Below are 18,667 nucleotides of genomic sequence, written 5' to 3'. Positions count from 1 at the left end.
GACAATTCGCCCCGTCGTATCGGATTTCGGATATCACGCTACGGGAGATGACTGCGGCGCACGCGGGTACCGGTGGCGGCGGGTACGCCCCATGGGCGACCCGCTGCGACCGGTGGGCACGGCACGGCCGTGCGGCGGCCGGGGACCGTCGGGCCCCCGGTCAGTGCGCGCAGGCCGGACGCCATCGGCGCCCGTTGATCTGTCCCGGCTCCGAGCCGATGTGGTAGCGCACACGTCGTCCGTGGACGCGCCTGGCGGGTGCCCGGCAGCCGCGCGGCCGGCAGCCGCGCCCCAGCGCCGCATGCCGGCCGTCCCCGGCGGCCGCGGCGAGCACCACCGACGGGCCCGAGCACAGGCTCGGACCGGGGCGGCGGATGCGGGAGGCGCTGTCGGTCATGGGGGGCGTCCGGCCTCAGGAACGCCCGTGGCGGATCGCCGGGTGGGAGCCCGCGGCGACCAGGTCGGCGACCGCGGTCCGCGGGTCCTTGCCGGTGACCAGGGACTCGCCGACCAGGACCGCGTCGGCGCCGTCGTTGGCGTAGGCGATCAGATCGTGCGGGCCGCGGACACCGGACTCGGCGATCTTGACGATGTGGTCGGGGATCTCGGGGGCGATCCGGGCGAAGTTGCCGCGGTCGACCTCAAGGGTCTTCAGATCGCGGGCGTTGACGCCGATGATCTTCGCGCCGGCGTCCACCGCGCGGGCGACCTCCTCCTCGTCGTGCACCTCGACCAGCGGCGTCAGCCCGATCGACTCGGCCCGCTCGATCAGCGAGACCAGGGCCTCCTGCTCCAGCGCGGAGACGATCAGCAGCGCGAGGTCGGCGCCGTGGGCGCGGGCCTCCCACAGCTGGTAGGCGGTGACGATGAAGTCCTTGCGCAGGACGGGGATGTCGACCTTGGCGCGGACGGCGTCCAGGTCGGCCAGCGAGCCGCCGAAGCGGCGCTGTTCGGTCAGCACGGAGATGACCGCGGCGCCACCCGCTTCGTAGTCGGCAGCGAGCGCGGCCGGGTCGGCGATCGCGGCGAGCGCGCCCTTGGAGGGGCTGGAGCGCTTGACCTCGCAGATCACCGTGACGCTTTCGCCCTTGAGGGCGGCCACGCCGTCCTTGGCGGGGCGCGCCTTCTGGGCCCGCTCCTTGAGCTCGTCGAGGCTGACGCGTGCCTGCCGCTCTGCGAGGTCGGCGCGGACTCCGTCGATGATCTCGTCGAGCGCACTCACGCGAGCGGCCTCCTTCTAGAGCGGTGGGGGCGGACGGTGGCCCCTGCTTCGAGGTGCCGTCCCATCAGGCACTCCGATGGTATCCGCCATGGGGCGGAGGTCCTGCATCCGGTTGACCGCGGTCCCACCACCTGGACATCCGGCGGGCATCCGCCGCGTGCCCGGTGACCTGGGACCGCCCGCCCGGTCATGGTGCGAGCCCGGTGCCGAAGGGGAGGTTGCGGACAGCCGTGAAGGCCAGCAGCAGGACGGTCAGCGCCCACCAGTGGCCGGGCCTGGGCCGGGGTCCGGCCGTCGGGCGGCCGCGGGCGGCCCGGCACAGCCAGCGGGCGCAGTGGGCGGCGAGGACGGCGTAGCCGGCCACCGCCAGGGCGTTGGCGTGCAGCGCGGCGGCGAGGTCGCCGTGGGCGACGGCGTAGGCGCTGCGGAGCCCGCCGCAGGCCGGGCAGAACAGCCCGGTGAGGTGGCGCAGCGGGCAGACGGGGTAGTGGCCGGGCTCGTGCGGATCGACGGCGCCGACCAGGGCGAAGGCCGCGGCGAAGGCCGTGACGGTGCCCAGCGGCGCCACGAGCCGGCGCGGCAGTGCAGGTGTCCTCGGGGCCGCGGCCACAGGATCGGTCACGTGCCCATGGTGAGCCCTCATACGCGAAGGCGCAGCTTCTCGGCCGCCGTACGGGGTGGGCACGGACGGCGGGTACGCGCCCAGGGGGCGTACGGGCCGGGAAGCGGCGCCTTCGGGGTGCTGCCGGGGTGGGAGCGGTGGTCAGCTCTCCTGCGGCTGGGCCTTGGCGGCGACGGGGCGGGCGGAGCCCTTGGGCACCGAGCCCAGGCCGGCCATGTGCATGATGCCGCCGGCCACCGCGCCGAGGCCGATCAGGGCGAAGCCGGCGACCATGCCGGGCACGTTCTCCAGGACCATGAAGGCTCCGGCGACGCAGAAGCCGATGAACGAGATGATGACGCCGGTCCAGGCGGCGGGGGTGTGTCCGTGGCCACTGCTCGACATGAGTGCTCCTCGTTGCTCTCTCGCGCCGGGGTCCGGGCGCGTTGACCGTCGTCCATTGTCACCGATGCCGGGGCGGGCACCGTTACCGGGTGGGGTCCTCGCCGCGGTCCAGGGACTTCCAGATCTCCTCCGGACGGTCCGGGTCCGCGGGCGGCTGGGCGCGCCGGGGACCGCGGGCGCCGCCCGGTGTGCGCTCGTACTTCCCCGACATCGCGGGCCAGTGGCGGCCGCGGAGCAGGGCGAGCAGCCCGGCGATCAGGAGCAGCGCGCCGCCGGCCGCGGTCACCCAGGGCCACAGGGTGTACGTGACGTGATGCACATCGGTGCCGGCCACACCGACCGCCGTGGACGCCTTCTCGCGCAGCGCCGCGGTGTCGGAGAGGCCGAGCACGGCGGCGACGGCGGTGCCCAGGCCGCTGAGGGTCAGCAGGGCGGCGACCGCGATCCGGCCGGCCCGGCGCACCGCGAAGACGGCCACCAGGGCGGCGAGGCCGACGACGGCGAGCGCGCCGGGTACGCCGGTGACATCGCTGCCGGTCACGCTGCGCGGCAGCGATCCCTGGGCCAGGACCGCGGAGCCGGTGGCCCAGGTCCGGCCGGTGGCGAGCAGCGTCAGCCCGGCTCCGGCCGCACCGGACAGCAGCGCCACGGCCAGGCTGCGCCTGCCGCCGGACGCGGGCGGGGCCGCCACGGGCTCGGGCGCGGGCTCGTCCGCGGGCGCGGCATCGATACGGGGCTGGGGTACGGCTTCCACGCGTACCACTATCGCGCACCACCCCCGGGCACCCGCCGCGCGGGGGTGGGCCGCGTCAGGTGCCCAGGTGGTTGGCGGTGTGCACGGCCCGCAGAACGGCCGCCGCCTTGTTGGGCACTCCGGGCAACCCGCGGCGGGGTGGACCGGGGCAGGAGCCGATGGTGGTCCCGCCCGGTGGACCACCCGCAGCGGGCTACTTCCCCAGGTGATTGGCCGTGTGCACCGCCCGCAGAACGGCCGCCGCCTTGTTGCGGCACTCCGTGTCCTCGGCCAGCGGGTCGGAGTCGGCGACGATCCCGGCGCCCGCCTGGACGTAGGCGGTGCCGTCCCGCAGCAGCGCGGTACGGATCGCGATGGCGGTGTCGGAGTCCCCGGCGAAGTCGAGATAGCCGACGCAGCCGCCGTACAGCCCGCGTTTGGTCGGCTCCAGCTCCTCGATGATCTGCATGGCACGCGGCTTGGGCGCGCCGGAGAGGGTGCCCGCCGGGAAGCAGGCTGTCAGCACGTCGAAGGCGGTACGGCCCTTGGCGACCGTGCCCGTCACCGTCGACACGATGTGCATGACATGGCTGTAGCGCTCGACGGACATGAAGTCGACGACCTCGACGCTGCCCGGCTCGCAGACCCGGCCCAGGTCGTTGCGTCCCAGGTCGACCAGCATCAGATGCTCCGCGCGCTCCTTGGGATCGGCCATCAGCTCGTCGGCGAGGGCCTGGTCCTCCTGGACGGTCGCGCCGCGCGGCCGGGTGCCGGCGATCGGATGCACCATCGCCCGGCCGTCCTCGACCTTCACCAGCGCCTCGGGGCTGGACCCCACCACATCGAAGGCCGCACCGTCCTCGCCCTCGAACCGGAAGAGGTACATGTACGGGCTGGGATTGGTGGCCCGCAGCACCCGGTAGACATCCAACGCACTCGCCGTGACCGGCGTTTCGAACCGCTGCGAGGGCACCACCTGGAACGCCTCACCGGCCCGGATGCGCTCCTTGATGTCCTCGACGGCGTCCTGGAAGGCGGGCCCGCCCCACTCGGCGCTGTACGGCGGCACCTCGGACGGCGGCAGCGCGGCGGCACTGGCGGGCGCGGGCCGCGCCAGGTCGTAGGCCATGGCGTCCAAACGCGCCACGGCATCCGCATACGCCTCGTCGACCCCCGTCTCCAGATCATTGTGGTTGATCGCATTGGCGATCAGCAGCACCGTGCCGTTCCAGTGGTCGAGGACCGCGAGATCGGAGGTGAGCAGCATGGTCAGCTCGGGCAGCCGCAGATCGTCGCGCGTACTGTCGCCGATCTTCTCCAGGCGGCGCACGATGTCGTAGCCGAGGTAGCCGACCATGCCGCCGGTGAACGGCGGCAGGCCCGCGCCCTCGACCAGGTCGTGCGGGGTGTGCAGGGCCTCGACGGTGGCCCGCAGCACGGCCAGCGGATCGCCGTCGACGGGCACGCCGACGGGCGGGGTGCCCAGCCAGTGGGCGCGGCCGTCCCGTGTGGTGAGGGTGGCGGCGCTGCGGACGCCGATGAACGAGTACCGCGACCACGTACGGCCGTTCTCGGCGGATTCGAGCAAGAAGGTGCCGGGGCGTTCCGCGGCGAGCTTGCGGTAGAGCCCCACCGGGGTGTCGCCGTCGGCGAGCAGGCGCCGGGTGACGGGGATGACCCGGCGGTCCTTGGCGAGGGCGCGGAAGGTGTCGAGGTCCGGAGTGGCGGTGCCGGTGGTTCCCGTGGTCATGGCGTCGGATCCTAGTAGCGATCAGCGCCGCCCGCGGCGCGCGTCCGCCTGATGACCGGCCGGGGCGTGCGGTCAGTCCTGCCGGAGGAGGACATCCGCGTCGAAGCAGGTGCGGGCGCCGGTGTGGCAGGCCGCGCCGACCTGGTCGACCTTGACCAGGACGGTGTCGGCGTCACAGTCCAGGGCCACCGACTTCACATGCTGCACATGGCCGGAGGTGTCGCCCTTGACCCAGTACTCCTGGCGGCTGCGGGACCAGTAGGTGGCCCGCCCGGTGGTCAGCGTGCGGTGCAGCGCCTCGTCGTCCATCCACCCCATCATCAGCACCTCGCCGGTGTCGTACTGCTGGGCGATGGCGGGGAACAGACCGTCGGCGCCGCGCTTGAGGCGGGCGGCGAGGGCGGGGTCCAGGGCGGAGGCGGTGGCGCGGGTGTTCATGAGGCCCATTGTGCCGTGCGGCGCGCCCAGTACGGCATGCTGCCGGTATGCCTGCGCCGCCCCTGCCGCCCCCGCCGCCGGATCCGGACCGGGCGGCGCGGGTCGCGCTGCGGGTGCTGGCGGCGGTGTTCCTGGCCGCGCTGGTGGTGAGCGGCGTGCTGGTGGTGCTGACGCGCTGAGTGTGGCGCCGTGGCAGCGGGCGGATCACGGTCGTAGGGTGACCGTATGTCGACCCATGCGAAGCGTGAACGGCTGCTGCTCGCCGATCTGTTGGAAAGCGCGGGCCCCGAGGCGCCGACCCTGTGCGCGAACTGGACCACGCGGGACCTGGCCGCGCATGTGGTCGTCCGCGAGCGGCGCGCGGACGCGGCCGGCGGACTCCTGATCAAGTCGCTGGCGGCGCGCCTGGAACGCGTACAGGCGGAATTCGCCGCCAAGCCCTACGACGAACTGATCCGATTGATCCGCACCGGTCCGCCCCGCATGTCCCCGTTCTCCCTCAAGCAGATCGACGAGGCGTCCAACACGGTGGAGTTCTTCGTCCATGCCGAGGACGTACGCCGCGCCCAGCCGGACTGGAGCCCACGGGAACTGGACCCCGTCTTCGCCGACGCCCTGTGGTCCCGCATCGAACGCATGGCCCGCGTCCTGGGCCGCCAGGCGCCGGTGGGCGTTGTCCTGCGCCGACCGGACGGCCAGACCGCGGTGGCCCACCGCGGCACCCCCGTCGTCACGGTCACCGGCCCCCCGGGCGAACTCACGATGTTTGCGTTCGGCCGGCAGGGTGCGGCCGACGTCCAGTTCGACGGCGACAAGGAGGCCGTGGACCGCCTCGTCGCGGCCGCGCTCGGTATTTGACCCCACGTTGTCGGCCGTCCCGCCGTAGGGGTTTGCCGCCGTTGCGCCTGCGGCGGGCGGTGCCGCTTGCGCGGGGCTGTTCGGCAGCGGGACCGGGCCTCCGAACTTCGTCCTGCGGCCCGGCCCCTCCCCGTTGGGGGTGGGAGAAAAACAGTGGGGGTACACGTGGGCGGTCGGGTGCCGCATGTCCGTCGAGTCATACGGAAACGGACGGACGGCACTCGCCCCCACCGGCCCCTTCCCCCCACCCACGGGAGGGGCCGCGCCGCAGGACGAAGTCCGGAGGCGTGGCACCGCACCCGTACAACCCACGCCCACCGCTGGGGGTACCTCCCAGCGTTAGCTGGGGGAGCAACGGCGAGAACACCCCACGGCGGGAAAGACGACAACGTGGGGAGAAACCCGCGACGGCGGGACGGCCGACAACGTGGGGAGAAACCCCCCGCTACGCGGGGAGAAGCCGCCCTCGGAGGATCCGTTCCAGCTCCCGCGCCGCCCGCGACGGCGAGACGTCGGTGCGGTGCGCGACGGAGACGACCCGATGCATACCGGCCGTCGCGAAGCGGGTCACGCGCAGGCCGGACCGGTCGGCGACCATGCTCGGAACGACGGCGATGCCGAGCCCCGCACGGACGAAGCCGAGGACCGCGTCCATCTCGCCGCCCTCGACGGTGAAGGCCGGTTCGAAGCCCGCCGCGCGACACGCCGCGGTGGTGAATTCCCGCAGGTCGTAGCCGCGGCGGAACATGGCCAGGGGGCGACCGCGCAGATCCTCGACGCGGATGCGGGTACGGCGGCCGGTGACGGGCGCGGGCCGGTCCGGGGCGGAGACCACGACGAGTTCCTCGCGCAGGAGGTCGGAGGTGGCCAGGGCGGGGGCCTGGACCGGCAGCGGGGTGATGATCAGGGCGAGGTCGAGTTCGCCGTCGGCCAGGGCGCGTACCAGGTCCTGGGAGCCGTCCTCGGTCACGAGCAGTTCGACGCCGGGATAGGTGGCGTGGAAGGCGCTCAGGACGTCGGGGACGAGGCTGGCGCAGAGGCTGGGCGGGGCGCCGAGCCGGAGCCGGCCGCGGCGGAGCTGGGCGACCTCCTGGACCTCGCGGCGGGCGGTCTCGGTGTCGGCGAGGATCCGGCGGGCCAGGGGGAGGAGGGTCTCGCCGGCGTCGGTGAGGGTGATGTGGCCGCGGGCGCGATGGAAGAGCTCGGCGCCCAACTCCCGCTCCAGTGACCGGATTTGCTGGGAGAGGGAGGGCTGCGCGACGTGTTCGCGCTCGGCGGCCCGGGTGAAGTGACGGGTGTCCGCGACGGCCGTGAAGTAGCGGAGCTGCTGCAACTGCATAAGGCGAATGTAAGGCATCGATAGGCGCAGGCTATGGAGATGAGCCGGAGCATGTCTTGGACTGATGGAGGGCTGCGTCCTTACCGTCGGCCTCATGGCAGCACTGGACACGCGGACGGACCGACGGCCGTCCTTCGCCGGCCTCCTGTGGGGCTCGACCGTCGGCAAGAAAACGGCGATGGCCGTCAGCGGCATCGTGATGCTGCTGTATCTGGTCGTCCACATGCTGGGCAACCTCAAGATCTTCTTCGGGGCCGGGACCTTCGACGGCTACGCCGCCTGGCTGCGCACCATCGGCGAGCCGTTCCTGCACCACGAGTGGTTCCTGTGGATCGCGCGGGTGGTGCTGGTCGCGGCCGTCGTCACCCATGCCGTGGCCGCGTACCAGCTCAGCCGCCGGGACATCGCCGCCCGCCCGGTCAAATACGCCCGCCCGTCGCCCGGCCGCCACCCCCGTTGGAGGCGCTTCGCGCCACCCCTCTCCCGGCGGCGCCGCGCGAGTTACGCCACCCGCACCATGCGCTGGGGCGGCATCATCCTCGGCCTGTTCATCGTCTGGCACATCCTGGACCTGACGACGCTGACGGTGAATCCGCACGCCGCGCCCGGCCACCCGTACGCGAACGTCGTGGCCACCTTCTCCACCTGGTACGGCGACGTCATCTACATCGTCGCCATGCTCGCGCTGGGCCTGCACGTCCGGCACGGCTTCTGGAGCGCCGCACAGACCCTCGGGGCGGGCAGCGCCGCCCGCGACCGGGCTCTGAAGACCACCGCCCATGCCCTCGCGCTGCTGCTGACGGCCGGCTTCATCTCGGTACCCGTCGCCGTCATGACCGGATTGGTGAGCTGACGTGACCGCATCCACTGCTTCCACCGCGTACACCGACTACCCGACCGGCGACCCGGTCGTCGACACCAAGGCCCCCAAGGGCCCGATCGCCGAGCGCTGGGACACCCGCCGCTTCGAGGCCAAGCTGGTCAACCCGGCCAACCGGCGCAAGCACACCGTGATCGTCGTGGGCACCGGCCTGGCGGGCGGCGCGGCCGGCGCCACGCTCGCCGAACAGGGCTACCGCGTGGTGCAGTTCTGCTACCAGGACTCGCCGCGCCGGGCCCACTCCATCGCCGCGCAGGGCGGGATCAACGCCGCGAAGAACTACCGCAACGACGGCGACTCGGTCCACCGGCTGTTCTACGACACCGTCAAGGGCGGCGACTTCCGGGCGCGCGAGTCCAATGTCCACCGGCTGGCGCAGGTCTCCGTCGAGATCATCGACCAGTGTGTGGCGCAGGGCGTGCCGTTCGCCCGGGAGTACGGCGGGCTGCTCGACACCCGCTCGTTCGGCGGCGTCCAGGTCTCCCGCACGTTCTACGCCCGCGGCCAGACGGGCCAGCAGCTGCTGCTCGGCGCGTACCAGGCCCTCAGCAGGCAGATCGCCGCGGGCGCCGTGGAGATGCACCAGCGCACCGAGATGCTCGATCTGATCGTCGTCGACGGGCGGGCCCGCGGCATCGTCGCCCGCGATCTGCTCACCGGCCGGATCGACACCCACTTCGCGGACGCGGTCGTCCTGGCGTCCGGCGGCTACGGCAACGTCTTCTACCTCTCCACCAACGCCATGAACTCCAACGCGACCGCCGTCTGGCGGGCGCACCGGCGCGGCGCGTACTTCGCCAACCCCTGCTTCACCCAGATCCATCCGACGTGCATCCCGCGCACCGGCGACCACCAGTCCAAGCTGACGCTGATGAGCGAGTCGCTGCGCAACGACGGCCGGATCTGGGTGCCGAAGGCGAAGGGCGACCGGCGCTCCCCGAAGGACATTCCGGAGGACGAGCGCGACTACTACCTGGAGCGTATCTACCCGTCGTTCGGCAATCTGGTGCCCCGTGACATCGCTTCCCGGGCGGCGAAGAACGTGTGCGACGAGGGGCGCGGGGTCGGGCCCGGCGGGCAGGAACAGAGGGGCGGAGCCGAAGGCTCCTCGGTTGAGGGTGGTGGCGGGCGACGGGAGGGCGTGTACCTGGACTTCGCCGATGCCATCGCGCGGATGGGCCGCAGCGCCGTCGAGGCGAAGTACGGGAACCTCTTCGACATGTACGCGCGGATCACGGACGAGGATCCGTACGAGGTGCCGATGCGGATCTATCCGGCGGTGCACTACACGATGGGCGGGCTGTGGGTCGACTACGACCTCCAGACCACCGTCCCGGGCCTGTTCGCCATCGGGGAGGCCAACTTCTCCGACCACGGCGCCAACCGCCTGGGCGCCTCCGCGCTGATGCAGGGCCTGGCCGACGGCTATTTCGTGCTGCCCTCGACCATCAACGACTATCTGGCCCGGCACCCGCACAAGGACGAGGTCGACGGCGGTCATCCGGCGGCGGTGGCGGCCGTACGGGAGACCGAGGAGCGGCTGGCCCGGCTGCTGGCCGTGGACGGGGACCGTACGCCCGACTCCTTCCACCGCGAGATCGGCGAACTGATGTGGGAGTACTGCGGGATGGCCCGCACGGACGCCGGACTGCGCAAGGCGCTGGCCCGCATCCCGGAGATCCGCGAGGAGTTCTGGCGGCGGATCAAGGTGCCGGGCACCGGCGAAGAGTTCAACCAGTCGCTGGAGAAGGCCAACCGCATCGTCGACTACCTGGAGCTCGCCGAGCTGATGTGCCTCGATGCGCTGCACCGGGCCGAGTCCTGCGGCGGCCATTTCCGCGAGGAGTCGCAGACCCCGGACGGCGAGGCCGCCCGCCGCGACGAGGCGTTCTCGTACGCGGCCGCCTGGGAGTTCGCGGCCACCGGCGCCGCCCCCACCCTCCACAAGGAAGACCTGGTCTTCGAGTACGTCCACCCCACCCAGCGGAGCTACGCATGAAGCTCACCCTGCGCGTCTGGCGCCAGAAGAACGCCGACGCCGACGGCACGATGTCCACCTACGAGGTGGACGGCATCGCGAAGGACATGTCCTTCCTGGAGATGCTCGACACGCTCAACGAGTCGCTGATCCTCTCCGGCGAGGACCCGGTCGCCTTCGACCACGACTGCCGCGAGGGCATCTGCGGTGCGTGCAGCCTCGTCATCAACGGCGAGGCGCACGGCCCGGAGCGGACCACGACCTGTCAGCTGCACATGCGGGCGTTCTCCGACGGCGACACCATCGACATCGAGCCGTGGCGGGCCTCGGCGTTCCCGGTCGTCAAGGACCTGGTGGTGGACCGCGGCGCCTTCGACCGGATCATCCAGTCCGGCGGCTACATCACCGCCCCGACCGGCGCCGCTCCCGAGGCGCATGCCACGGCGGTGCCCAAGCCGGCCGCCGATACGGCCTTCGAGCACGCCGAGTGCATCGGCTGCGGCGCCTGCGTCGCGGCCTGCCCGAACGGCTCGGCGATGCTGTTCACCTCGGCGAAGGTCAACCACCTGGGCGTCCTGCCGCAGGGCGCGCCCGAGCGTGAGTCGCGGGTGCTGGACATGGTGGAGCGGATGGACGCCGAGGGCTTCGGCGGCTGCACCCTGACCGGCGAGTGCGCCACGGCCTGCCCCAAGGGCATACCGCTGTTCAGCATCACCAGGATGAACCGCGAGTTCGTCCGGGCGGCGCGCAAGCGGGGGTAACGGCGGACACGGTGCGGGCGGGGGCCCGGCCGCGGTCACCGCACCGGGTGCCCGGCCCCCCGCAGCGCGTCCTTGACCTGGCCGATGCGCAGATCGCCGAAGTGGAAGACGGAGGCGGCCAGGACGGCGTCCGCGCCCGCGGCCACGGCCGGGGCGAAGTCCGCCAGTTTGCCGGCGCCGCCGCTGGCGATGACCGGGACGGTGACGTGCTTGCGGACGGCCTCGATCATCGCGGTGTCGTAGCCGTCCTTGGTGCCGTCCGCGTCCATGGAGTTCAACAGGATCTCGCCGGCGCCCAACTCGGCGGCGCGGTGGGCCCATTCGACGGCGTCGATACCGGTGCCGCGGCGGCCGCCGTGGGTGGTGACCTCATAGCCGGACGGGGTGCCGGCGTCGGTGCGGCGGGCGTCCACGGACAGCACCAGCACCTGGCTGCCGAAGCGTTCGGCGATCTCACGGATCAGCTCGGGGCGGGCGATGGCGGCGGTGTTGACGCCCACCTTGTCGGCGCCGGCCCGCAGCAGTTTGTCGACGTCCTCGGGGGTGCGGACGCCGCCGCCGACGGTGAGCGGGATGAAGACCTGCTCGGCGGTGCGGCGGACCACGTCGTAGGTGGTCTCACGGTTGCCGGAGGAGGCGGTGATGTCGAGGAAGGTCAGCTCGTCGGCGCCCTCGTCGCCGTAGATCTTGGCCATCTCGACGGGGTCGCCCGCATCGCGCAGGTTCTGGAAATTGACGCCCTTGACGACCCGGCCGCCATCGACGTCCAGGCAAGGGATGACTCGGACCGCCAGGGTCATTGCTGTTCAGGCCTCTCTGAAGAGTGTCCGGTCCGCGGGTTCGGACGGCTGTCGGAAAGCTTCCAGCTCGACTTCCACCAGGACGCGGGAGTCGGCGAAGCCGGAGACCACGACCACGGTCGTGGCGGGCGGGGCCGCGCCGAAGAGCTCCTTGTGGGCCCGGCCGGCGGCGTCCACATCGCGCAGGTGGGTCAGGTACATACGGGTGCGCAGCACGGCCGAGGCGTCCAGGCCGAAGGGCTTAAGGGCCGCCAGCGCATGGCCGAAGGCGGCCCTGGTCTGCTCGTACGGGTCGCCCTCGCCCTGGAGGACGCCGTCGGCCAGCGGCATGGTGCCGGCGACCAGGACCCGGTCGCCGGCGGCCACCGCGCGGACGGACCCGAAGGTCTCTTCCCAGTGACTGCCGGTCCGTACGCGTTCGATGGTCATCACGCCGCCTTTCGCTGCCGCTAGGTCACGGTTATGACACCGCCGCCAGGGCCTCTTCCAGGGTGAAGGCCTTGGCGTAGAGCGCCTTGCCGACAATGGCGCCCTCGACACCTTCGGACACCAGGGTCGCAAGCGCCCGCAGGTCGTCGAGGGAGGAAACGCCGCCGGAGGCCACCACCGGGCGGTCGGTGGCCGCGCAGACGTTCTTGAGGAGGTCGAGGTTGGGGCCCTGGAGGGTGCCGTCCTTGTTGATGTCGGTGACGACGTAGCGGGCGCAGCCCTCGGCGTCCAGGCGGGCCAGCGTCTCGTAGAGGTCGCCGCCGTCGCGGGTCCAGCCGCGTCCGCGCAGCGTCGTCCCGCGCACGTCCAGGCCGACCGCGATCTTGTCGCCGTGCTCGGCGATGATCTTGGCGACCCAGTCGGGGTTCTCCAGGGCGGCGGTGCCGATGTTGACGCGGGTGCAGCCGGTGGCCAGGGCGGCGGCCAGCGAGTCGTCGTCGCGGATGCCGCCGGACAGCTCGACCTTGATGTCCATGGAGCGGGCGACCTCGGCGATCTGGGTGCGGTTGTCGCCGGTGCCGAAGGCGGCGTCCAGGTCGACGAGATGCAGCCATTCGGCGCCGGCCCGCTGCCAGGCGAGGGCCGCCTGGAGCGGGTCGCCGTAGGAGGTCTCGGAGCCGGACTCGCCGTGGACGAGGCGGACGGCCTGGCCGTCGCGGACGTCGACGGCGGGGAGGAGTTCGAGCTTCGGCATCAGGGTGCTCACAGGGTGTTGATCCAGTTGGTCAGGAGCTGGGCGCCGGCGTCGCCGGACTTCTCGGGGTGGAACTGGGTGGCCCACAGCGGTCCGTTCTCGACGGCCGCCACGAACCGCTCGCCGTGCGCGGCCCAGGTGACCTTCGGCGCGGCGATGTGCGGGTTGCCGGTCTCCAGCTCCCAGTCGTGCACCGCGTAGGAATGCACGAAGTAGTAGCGGGCGTCGGCGGGCAGCCCGGCGAAAAGCCGCGAGCCCTCGGGAGCGTCGACGGTGTTCCAGCCCATGTGCGGGACGACCTCGGCCTTGAGCGGGCCGACCGTACCGGGCCATTCGTCCAGGCCCTCGGTCTCGACGCCGTGCTCGATGCCGCGGGCGAAGAGGATCTGCATACCGACGCAGATGCCCATCACGGGGCGGCCGCCGGACAGCCGGCGGCCCACGATCCAGTCGCCGCGGGCCTCGCGCAGGCCCTTCATGCAGGAGGCGAAGGCGCCGACGCCGGGGACGAGCAGGCCGTCGGCGTTCATGGCGGTGTCATAGTCGCGGGTGATCTCGACGTCCGCACCGACGTGCGCGAGGGCGCGTTCGGCGGAGCGGATGTTGCCGAAGCCGTAGTCGAAGACGACGACGCGCTTACGGGGTGCGGCGGTCAATTCCACACCTCCAGCCGGAGCACGCCGGCGGCCAGGCACAGCGCGGAGCCGATGGCGAGCACGGTGATGATGCTCTTGGGCAGCTGCTGCTTCCAGAAGGAGTAGACGCCGCCGAGGAGGAAGAGCCCGAGCAGGATGAAGACGGTCGACAGGCCGTTCACAGCGCTCCCTTGGTGGACGGGAGGATGCCGGCCGCCCGCGGGTCGCGCTCGCTGGCGTAGCGCAGCGCCCGGGCCAGCGCCTTGAACTGGCATTCCACGATGTGGTGGGCGTTGCGTCCGTAGGGGACGTGGACGTGCAGGGCGATCTGCGCCTGCGCGACGAACGACTCCAGGATGTGCCGGGTCATCGTCGTGTCGTAGGTGCCGATCATCGGCGCCATGTTCTCCGGCTCGGTGTGGACCAGGTACGGCCGGCCGGAGAGGTCGACGGTGACCTGGGCGAGCGATTCGTCCAGCGGGACGGTGCAGTTGCCGAAGCGGTAGATGCCGACCTTGTCGCCGAGGGCCTGCTTGAAGGCGGCACCCAGGGCGAGGGCGGTGTCCTCGATGGTGTGGTGGGTGTCGATGTGCAGATCGCCGTCGGTCTTGACGGTGAGGTCGAACAGACCGTGCCGGCCGAGCTGGTCGAGCATGTGGTCGTAGAAGCCGACGCCGGTCGCGACGTCGACCTGCCCGGTGCCGTCGAGGTCGATCTCGACGAGGACGGACGTCTCCTTGGTGATGCGCTCGACGCGTCCTACGCGGTTCATGCGCTCAGCTCCTTCTTCAGATCTCGGACCGCGTCGAGGAACGCGTCGTTCTCGGCCGGGGTGCCGGCGGACACCCGCAGCCATCCCGGTACGCCGTTGTCCCGGACCAGGACGCCCCGGTCGAGGATCTTCCGCCAGATCGCGTGGGCGTCCTCGAAGCGGCCGAACTGGACGAAGTTGGCGTCGGACTCCGTCACGTCGTAGCCGATCGCGCGCAGCTCGGCGACCAGCCGGTCGCGCTCCCGCTTGAGCTGGTCGACGTAACCGAGCAGGGTGTCGGTGTGCTCCAGCGCGGCGAGCGCGGTGGCCTGGGTGACGGACGACAGGTGGTAGGGCAGCCGGACGAGCTGGACGGCGTCGACGACCGCGGGGTCGGCGGCGAGATAGCCCAGGCGCAGCCCGGCCGCGCCGAACGCCTTGGACATCGTGCGCGAGATGACCAGATGCGGGCGTCCGTCGAGCAGCGGCAGCAGCGAGTCGCCGTGGCTGAACTCGACGTATGCCTCGTCGACGACCACCAGCGAGGGCCGGGCCGCCTGGGCCGCCTCGTACAGGGCGAGGACCGCCTCGGCGGGGACGGCATTGCCGGTGGGGTTGTTGGGGGTGGTGATGAAGACGACGTGGGGGCGGTGCTCGGCGATGGCCCGCTCGGCGGCCGCCACGTCGATGGTGAAGTCGTCGTTGCGCGGGCCGGAGATCCAGCCGGTGCCCGTGCCGCGGGCGATCAGCGCATGCATCGAGTACGAGGGCTCGAAGCCGATCGCGGTGCGGCCCGGTCCGCCGAAGGTCTGGAGCAGCTGCTGGAGGACCTCGTTGGAACCGTTGGCGGCCCAGACCTGGTCCTTGGTGACCTGGTGGCCGCCGGTGCGGGTGAGGTAGCGGGCGAGCTCGGTGCGCAGTTCGACCGCGTCGCGGTCGGGGTAGCGGTTGAGCTCGCGGGCCGCCTCGGTCACCCGCTCGGCGATCCGCGCCACCAGCGGTTCGGGCAGCGGATAGGGGTTCTCGTTGGTGTTCAGGCGTACCGGCACGTCCAGCTGGGGGGCGCCGTACGGGGACTTGCCGCGCAGCTCGTCCCGGATGGGGAGGTCGTCGATACGGGTCACGTGCTCGCTCACTTGCTCTGCGGGACCTTCCAGTCGGCCCAGTCCTTCAGTTCGGCAAAACGTGCCTTGATCGCCGCGCCGTGGGCCGGAAGGTCCTCGGCCTCGGCGAGGGTCACCACATGGTGGGCGACCTCGGCCAGCGCGTCGCGGGTGTAGTCCACGACATGGATGCCGCGCAGGAAGGACTGCACGGACAGCCCGGAGGAGTGGCAGGCGCAGCCGCCGGTGGGCAGGACGTGGTTGGACCCGGCGCAGTAGTCGCCGAGCGAGACCGGGGCGTAGGGGCCGACGAAGACCGCGCCGGCGTTGCGGACCCGGGCGGCGACGGCGGCGGCGTCGGCGGTCTGGATCTCCAGGTGCTCGGCGCCGTAGGCGTCGACGACCCGCAGGCCCTCGTCGAGGCCGTCGACCAGGACGATGGCGGACTGCCGGCCCGAGAGCGCCGGGACGATGCGGTCCTCGACGTGCTTGGTGGCCGCGATCTGCGGCGCCAGCTCCTTCTCGGTCCTGTCGGCCAGCTCGACGGAGTCGGTGACCAGGACGGCCGCGGCCATCGGGTCGTGCTCGGCCTGGCTGATCAGGTCGGCGGCGAGGTGGACCGGGTCGGCGGTGTCGTCGGCGAGGACGGCGATCTCGGTGGGGCCGGCCTCGGAGTCGATGCCGATACGGCCCTTGAGCAGGCGCTTGGCGGCGGCGACGTAGATGTTGCCGGGGCCGGTGACGAGGTTGGCGGGCAGGCACTCCTCGGTGCCGTAGGCGAACATCGCAATCGCCTGGGCGCCGCCGGCCGCGTAGACCTCGTCCACGCCGAGCAGCGCGCAGGTCGCCAGGATCGTCGGGTGCGGCAGCCCCCCGAAGTCGGCCTGGGGCGGGGAGGTGACGGCGAGCGACTCGACGCCGGCCTCCTGCGCGGGGACGACGTTCATGACGACCGAGGACGGGTAGACCGACCGGCCGCCGGGGACGTAGAGACCCACCCGCTCGACGGGGACCCAGCGCTCGGTGACCGTGCCGCCGGGGACGACCTTGGTGGTGTGGTCGGTGCGGCGCTGCTCGCGGTGGACGAGCCGGGCGCGCCGGATGGACTCCTCCAGGGCGGCGCGGACGGCCGGATCCAGCTCGTCCAGGGCGCGCTTGAGCGCCTCGGCGGGGACCCGCACCCGCTCGATCTCGACGCCGTCGAACCGCCGCGCGTACTCGATCAGCGCCGCGGTGCCGCGATGGCGTACGTCCTCGCAGATGGGCCGCACCTTCTCCAGGGCGGCTTCCACGTCGAACTCGGCACGGGGCAGCAGGTCGCGCAGGGCGCCGCCCTCGGGGAGGGCGTCACCGCGCAGATCGATTCGGGAGATCACCCTCCCAGTGTCTCAGACCCGATCTCGGGCCCGGCCGCCCGTATCACTCAGTGATACACAGCGAGGCACGGCCGGACGCCCGCTGCAAGGGCCGGTACCGGCCGCGGGAAGTTGACCGGAGTTACCCCTCACTGCGCGTGTTCAACCGGTCACGGACCGGGCAAGGGATCCGTACAGACGTACGGATGCAGGGGATGCGTCCGCGATGACCACGCGAGGCACGGGGGCAGGGAAAGGGGGATCCAGGTGACCGGTCCGGCAGACGGCGATGCGCCCGCCGACCTGCGGCTGACATCGGCGGAATGGAGCATGTGGCAGGCCTTCCGCAACGGCAGTACCTGCGATCTGCACATCGGGGACCCGGCCCGCGACGATCCGCACGGACAGCATCTGTGGGGACCCGAGCGGCGGGTGCGGGCCCGGGTGCTGGCGCTGCTGCTCCTCGAAGGGCCGGCCGCACAGCCGGGGCGGGTCTCGGCGCTCAAGCTCACGGGTGCGTACATCACGGACACTCTCGACCTTGCGGGCGGCACGATCAAGCCATTCATCGAGCTGCGGGACTGCCGGTTCGAGGCCGAGGTGGTACTGCCCGAGAGCCGGTTCACCACCCTGCGGTTGGTGAACTGCGCGATCCCCCGGCTGGAGGCCGCCCGGCTCCAGACGGAGGGCGATCTGCACCTGCCGCGCTGTGTGGTGCAGAACGGCATACGGCTCACCGACGCCCACATAGGCACCGACCTGATGCTCAATCAGGTCGTGGCGCACAAGGACCGCCAGGGCCGCTCGATCATGGCGGACGGCCTGACCGTCGCCCAGGACCTCCAGGCCGAGATGCTGGAGTCCTACGGCGAGCTGTCGCTGCGCGGCGCCACCATCGGCGTCTCGCTGAGCCTGCGCGGCAGCCGGCTGAGCAACCCCTTCGGCCGCCGCGCACTGAACGCCCCGCAGCTGACCGTGGAACGCACCCTGTATCTGACCGCCGCGGGCCTGGCGAACTCCCCGTTCTCCAGCGGCACCACTCCCCCCTACGGCATCTCGGTCACCCCCACGCGCGGCACCCGGATGCAGCGCTTCGAATGCGAGGGCGGCATGCGGCTGGACGACGGGAGGTTCGGCGACGCCATCGATCTCGAACACGCCCGCTTCCTCATGGAGTCCGACCAGGAGCTGTCGCTGCGCCGCATCCAGACGCCCGAGCTGCGGTTCCTGTGCGAGCGGCCGCAGCGCGGGCGGGTGATCCTCTCCGGCGCCCGGGTGGTCAACCTCGTCGACAAATCGGCCAGCTGGCCGGGGCTGGGCGGGCTGTGGATGGCCGGCTTCGCCTACGAGACGCTGATCCCGCGCGGTCATTTCCCGCTGGCGCTGCGGCTCCAGTGGGTGGCCGCGGCGACCCCGGAGTACGCGCCCGAGCCGTACGAGATGCTGGCCGCCTCGCTGCGCACCAGCGGGGAGGACGCCGACGCCCGCGAGGTGCTGCTGGCCAAACAGCGACGGCGCCGCGAGACGCTGCCGCTGGCGGCCAAGACATGGGGCTTCCTACAGGACTGGACGGTGGCGTACGGCTACCGTCCGGGCCGGGCCGCGGTCTGGATGGCCATCCTCTGGGCCCTCGGCACCCTCTACTTCTCCGAGTACCCCCCGCCCCCGCTCAAACAGGGCGAGGCCCCGCCCTGGAACCCGTATCTCTACTCCCTCGACCTCCTCCTCCCGGTGATCGACCTCAACCAGGGCTCGGCGTGGAAACCGGGCGGCGGGGCGCAGTGGGTGGCGGCCGTGTTGATCATGCTGGGCTGGGTACTGGCCACGACGGTGGCGGCCGGAGCCTCGCGGTTGTTGAGGCGGCAATAATCCCGT

General features: G+C 72.0%; 22 protein-coding genes. 6 read left to right on the top strand and 16 right to left on the bottom strand.

The features are described from left to right. Window positions 1-160: 160 nt before the first annotated feature. The 7 genes from trpM to hisI all read right to left on the bottom strand — a co-directional run bounded on the left by trpM (window position 161) and on the right by hisI (window position 5,158). Entirely contained in the window at window positions 161-397 is a 237-nt protein-coding gene (gene trpM, locus SNA_RS09485) for a tryptophan biosynthesis modulator TrpM (protein ID WP_198535013.1), read from the bottom strand. A gap of 15 nt (window positions 398-412) precedes the next feature. Next, window positions 413-1,222, bottom strand: a complete 810-nt coding sequence (gene trpC, locus SNA_RS09480) for an indole-3-glycerol phosphate synthase TrpC (protein ID WP_030064543.1) — start codon at window positions 1,220-1,222, stop codon at window positions 413-415. A gap of 187 nt (window positions 1,223-1,409) precedes the next feature. Then, window positions 1,410-1,865, bottom strand: coding sequence for a DUF2752 domain-containing protein (locus tag SNA_RS09475; RefSeq protein WP_044364278.1), 456 nt, complete (start codon window positions 1,863-1,865; stop codon window positions 1,410-1,412). Between the two features lie 120 nt (window positions 1,866-1,985). Beyond that, a complete protein-coding gene (locus SNA_RS09470) occupies window positions 1,986-2,228 on the bottom strand; it encodes an HGxxPAAW family protein (RefSeq protein ID WP_030064541.1) in 243 nt (80 codons plus the stop codon). A gap of 82 nt (window positions 2,229-2,310) precedes the next feature. Further along, window positions 2,311-2,982: a TIGR02234 family membrane protein gene (locus SNA_RS09465; protein WP_030064540.1), complete on the bottom strand. Its 672-nt coding sequence runs from the start codon at window positions 2,980-2,982 to the stop codon at window positions 2,311-2,313. Window positions 2,983-3,175: 193 nt separating this feature from the next. Beyond that, on the bottom strand, window positions 3,176-4,711 hold the full coding sequence (locus SNA_RS09460) for an anthranilate synthase component I (protein ID WP_030064539.1): 1,536 nt from the start codon (window positions 4,709-4,711) through the stop codon (window positions 3,176-3,178). Between the two features lie 72 nt (window positions 4,712-4,783). Continuing rightward, entirely contained in the window at window positions 4,784-5,158 is a 375-nt protein-coding gene (gene hisI / locus SNA_RS09455) for a phosphoribosyl-AMP cyclohydrolase (protein WP_198535008.1), read from the bottom strand. Window positions 5,159-5,196: 38 nt separating this feature from the next. Here hisI and SNA_RS44665 point away from each other — a divergent pair, with 38 nt between their 5' ends. Next, window positions 5,197-5,328 (top strand): hypothetical protein, encoded by a 132-nt coding sequence (locus SNA_RS44665; RefSeq protein WP_275041991.1) that lies wholly within the window; start codon window positions 5,197-5,199, stop codon window positions 5,326-5,328. 46 nt (window positions 5,329-5,374) lie between these two features. Beyond that, window positions 5,375-6,007 carry a TIGR03085 family metal-binding protein gene (locus SNA_RS09450; RefSeq protein ID WP_030064537.1) on the top strand — a complete coding sequence of 211 codons (633 nt, stop codon included), beginning with the start codon at window positions 5,375-5,377 and terminating at the stop codon, window positions 6,005-6,007. A gap of 445 nt (window positions 6,008-6,452) precedes the next feature. Here SNA_RS09450 and SNA_RS09445 read toward each other — a convergent pair whose 3' ends face one another. Then, window positions 6,453-7,346 carry a LysR family transcriptional regulator gene (locus SNA_RS09445; RefSeq protein ID WP_030068245.1) on the bottom strand — a complete coding sequence of 298 codons (894 nt, stop codon included), beginning with the start codon at window positions 7,344-7,346 and terminating at the stop codon, window positions 6,453-6,455. Between the two features lie 94 nt (window positions 7,347-7,440). Between SNA_RS09445 and SNA_RS09440 the strand changes: the two genes are divergently transcribed. The 3 genes from SNA_RS09440 to SNA_RS09430 are packed head-to-tail and all read left to right on the top strand — an operon-like array spanning window position 7,441 to window position 10,965. Next, the gene (locus SNA_RS09440; protein ID WP_030068244.1) at window positions 7,441-8,199 is read left to right on the top strand and encodes a succinate dehydrogenase cytochrome b subunit; all 759 of its coding nucleotides are present in this window, start codon (window positions 7,441-7,443) and stop codon (window positions 8,197-8,199) included. 1 nt (window position 8,200) lies between these two features. After that, a complete protein-coding gene (locus tag SNA_RS09435) occupies window positions 8,201-10,225 on the top strand; it encodes a fumarate reductase/succinate dehydrogenase flavoprotein subunit (RefSeq protein WP_030068243.1) in 2,025 nt (674 codons plus the stop codon). Beyond that, on the top strand, window positions 10,222-10,965 hold the full coding sequence (locus SNA_RS09430; RefSeq protein WP_030068242.1) for a succinate dehydrogenase/fumarate reductase iron-sulfur subunit: 744 nt from the start codon (window positions 10,222-10,224) through the stop codon (window positions 10,963-10,965). Before SNA_RS09435 ends, SNA_RS09430 begins: the two co-directional genes overlap by 4 nt. A gap of 35 nt (window positions 10,966-11,000) precedes the next feature. On the opposite strand, the gene hisF is transcribed toward SNA_RS09430, so the two are convergent. The 8 genes from hisF to hisD are packed head-to-tail and all read right to left on the bottom strand — an operon-like array spanning window position 11,001 to window position 16,813. Then, window positions 11,001-11,765 carry an imidazole glycerol phosphate synthase subunit HisF gene (gene hisF / locus SNA_RS09425; protein WP_030068241.1) on the bottom strand — a complete coding sequence of 255 codons (765 nt, stop codon included), beginning with the start codon at window positions 11,763-11,765 and terminating at the stop codon, window positions 11,001-11,003. A 6-nt stretch (window positions 11,766-11,771) separates the two neighbouring features. Continuing rightward, a complete protein-coding gene (locus SNA_RS09420; RefSeq protein WP_030068240.1) occupies window positions 11,772-12,194 on the bottom strand; it encodes a Rid family hydrolase in 423 nt (140 codons plus the stop codon). A 31-nt stretch (window positions 12,195-12,225) separates the two neighbouring features. Continuing rightward, window positions 12,226-12,948 (bottom strand): bifunctional 1-(5-phosphoribosyl)-5-((5-phosphoribosylamino)methylideneamino)imidazole-4-carboxamide isomerase/phosphoribosylanthranilate isomerase PriA, encoded by a 723-nt coding sequence (gene priA, locus SNA_RS09415; RefSeq protein ID WP_030068239.1) that lies wholly within the window; start codon window positions 12,946-12,948, stop codon window positions 12,226-12,228. Window positions 12,949-12,956: 8 nt separating this feature from the next. Continuing rightward, entirely contained in the window at window positions 12,957-13,604 is a 648-nt protein-coding gene (gene hisH / locus SNA_RS09410) for an imidazole glycerol phosphate synthase subunit HisH (RefSeq protein ID WP_030068238.1), read from the bottom strand. Further along, window positions 13,601-13,765, bottom strand: a complete 165-nt coding sequence (locus SNA_RS43130) for a hypothetical protein (protein WP_030068237.1) — start codon at window positions 13,763-13,765, stop codon at window positions 13,601-13,603. Before SNA_RS43130 ends, hisH begins: the two co-directional genes overlap by 4 nt. Further along, window positions 13,762-14,355 carry an imidazoleglycerol-phosphate dehydratase HisB gene (gene hisB / locus SNA_RS09400; protein WP_030068236.1) on the bottom strand — a complete coding sequence of 198 codons (594 nt, stop codon included), beginning with the start codon at window positions 14,353-14,355 and terminating at the stop codon, window positions 13,762-13,764. The genes SNA_RS43130 and hisB overlap by 4 nt, the downstream gene beginning before the upstream one ends. Beyond that, a complete protein-coding gene (locus SNA_RS09395) occupies window positions 14,352-15,458 on the bottom strand; it encodes a histidinol-phosphate transaminase (RefSeq protein WP_420823464.1) in 1,107 nt (368 codons plus the stop codon). The genes hisB and SNA_RS09395 overlap by 4 nt, the downstream gene beginning before the upstream one ends. Before the next feature lie 8 nt (window positions 15,459-15,466). Beyond that, complete coding sequence (gene hisD, locus SNA_RS09390) at window positions 15,467-16,813, bottom strand: histidinol dehydrogenase (RefSeq protein ID WP_030068234.1); 1,347 nt, start codon at window positions 16,811-16,813, stop codon at window positions 15,467-15,469. Window positions 16,814-17,059: 246 nt separating this feature from the next. On the opposite strand from hisD, the gene SNA_RS09385 reads away from it, so the two are divergent. Continuing rightward, window positions 17,060-18,661, top strand: a complete 1,602-nt coding sequence (locus SNA_RS09385; RefSeq protein WP_044364276.1) for a hypothetical protein — start codon at window positions 17,060-17,062, stop codon at window positions 18,659-18,661. Window positions 18,662-18,667: the final 6 nt, after the last annotated feature.

This window comes from Streptomyces natalensis ATCC 27448, from assembly GCF_000935125.1.
GTDB classification, from domain to species: Bacteria; Actinomycetota; Actinomycetes; order Streptomycetales; family Streptomycetaceae; genus Streptomyces; species Streptomyces natalensis.
This window is presented reverse-complemented; position numbering and strand designations above follow the sequence as displayed.

What these genes read in the sequence shown, in the direction of transcription:
- SNA_RS09445 (WP_030068245.1), bottom strand. Translation starts at nt 7,346, where the DNA reads ATGCAGTTGCAGCAGCTCCGCTACTTCACGGCCGTCGCGGACACCCGT.
- SNA_RS09440 (WP_030068244.1), top strand. Translation starts at nt 7,441, where the DNA reads ATGGCAGCACTGGACACGCGGACGGACCGACGGCCGTCCTTCGCCGGC.
- priA (WP_030068239.1), bottom strand. Translation starts at nt 12,948, where the DNA reads ATGCCGAAGCTCGAACTCCTCCCCGCCGTCGACGTCCGCGACGGCCAG.
- trpM (WP_198535013.1), bottom strand. Translation starts at nt 397, where the DNA reads ATGACCGACAGCGCCTCCCGCATCCGCCGCCCCGGTCCGAGCCTGTGC.
- SNA_RS09450 (WP_030064537.1), top strand. Translation starts at nt 5,375, where the DNA reads ATGTCGACCCATGCGAAGCGTGAACGGCTGCTGCTCGCCGATCTGTTG.
- SNA_RS09470 (WP_030064541.1), bottom strand. Translation starts at nt 2,228, where the DNA reads ATGTCGAGCAGTGGCCACGGACACACCCCCGCCGCCTGGACCGGCGTC.
- SNA_RS09460 (WP_030064539.1), bottom strand. Translation starts at nt 4,711, where the DNA reads ATGACCACGGGAACCACCGGCACCGCCACTCCGGACCTCGACACCTTC.
- SNA_RS09430 (WP_030068242.1), top strand. Translation starts at nt 10,222, where the DNA reads ATGAAGCTCACCCTGCGCGTCTGGCGCCAGAAGAACGCCGACGCCGAC.
- SNA_RS44665 (WP_275041991.1), top strand. Translation starts at nt 5,197, where the DNA reads ATGCCTGCGCCGCCCCTGCCGCCCCCGCCGCCGGATCCGGACCGGGCG.
- hisB (WP_030068236.1), bottom strand. Translation starts at nt 14,355, where the DNA reads ATGAACCGCGTAGGACGCGTCGAGCGCATCACCAAGGAGACGTCCGTC.
- SNA_RS09420 (WP_030068240.1), bottom strand. Translation starts at nt 12,194, where the DNA reads ATGACCATCGAACGCGTACGGACCGGCAGTCACTGGGAAGAGACCTTC.
- SNA_RS09475 (WP_044364278.1), bottom strand. Translation starts at nt 1,865, where the DNA reads ATGAGGGCTCACCATGGGCACGTGACCGATCCTGTGGCCGCGGCCCCG.
- hisF (WP_030068241.1), bottom strand. Translation starts at nt 11,765, where the DNA reads ATGACCCTGGCGGTCCGAGTCATCCCTTGCCTGGACGTCGATGGCGGC.
- hisI (WP_198535008.1), bottom strand. Translation starts at nt 5,158, where the DNA reads ATGGGCCTCATGAACACCCGCGCCACCGCCTCCGCCCTGGACCCCGCC.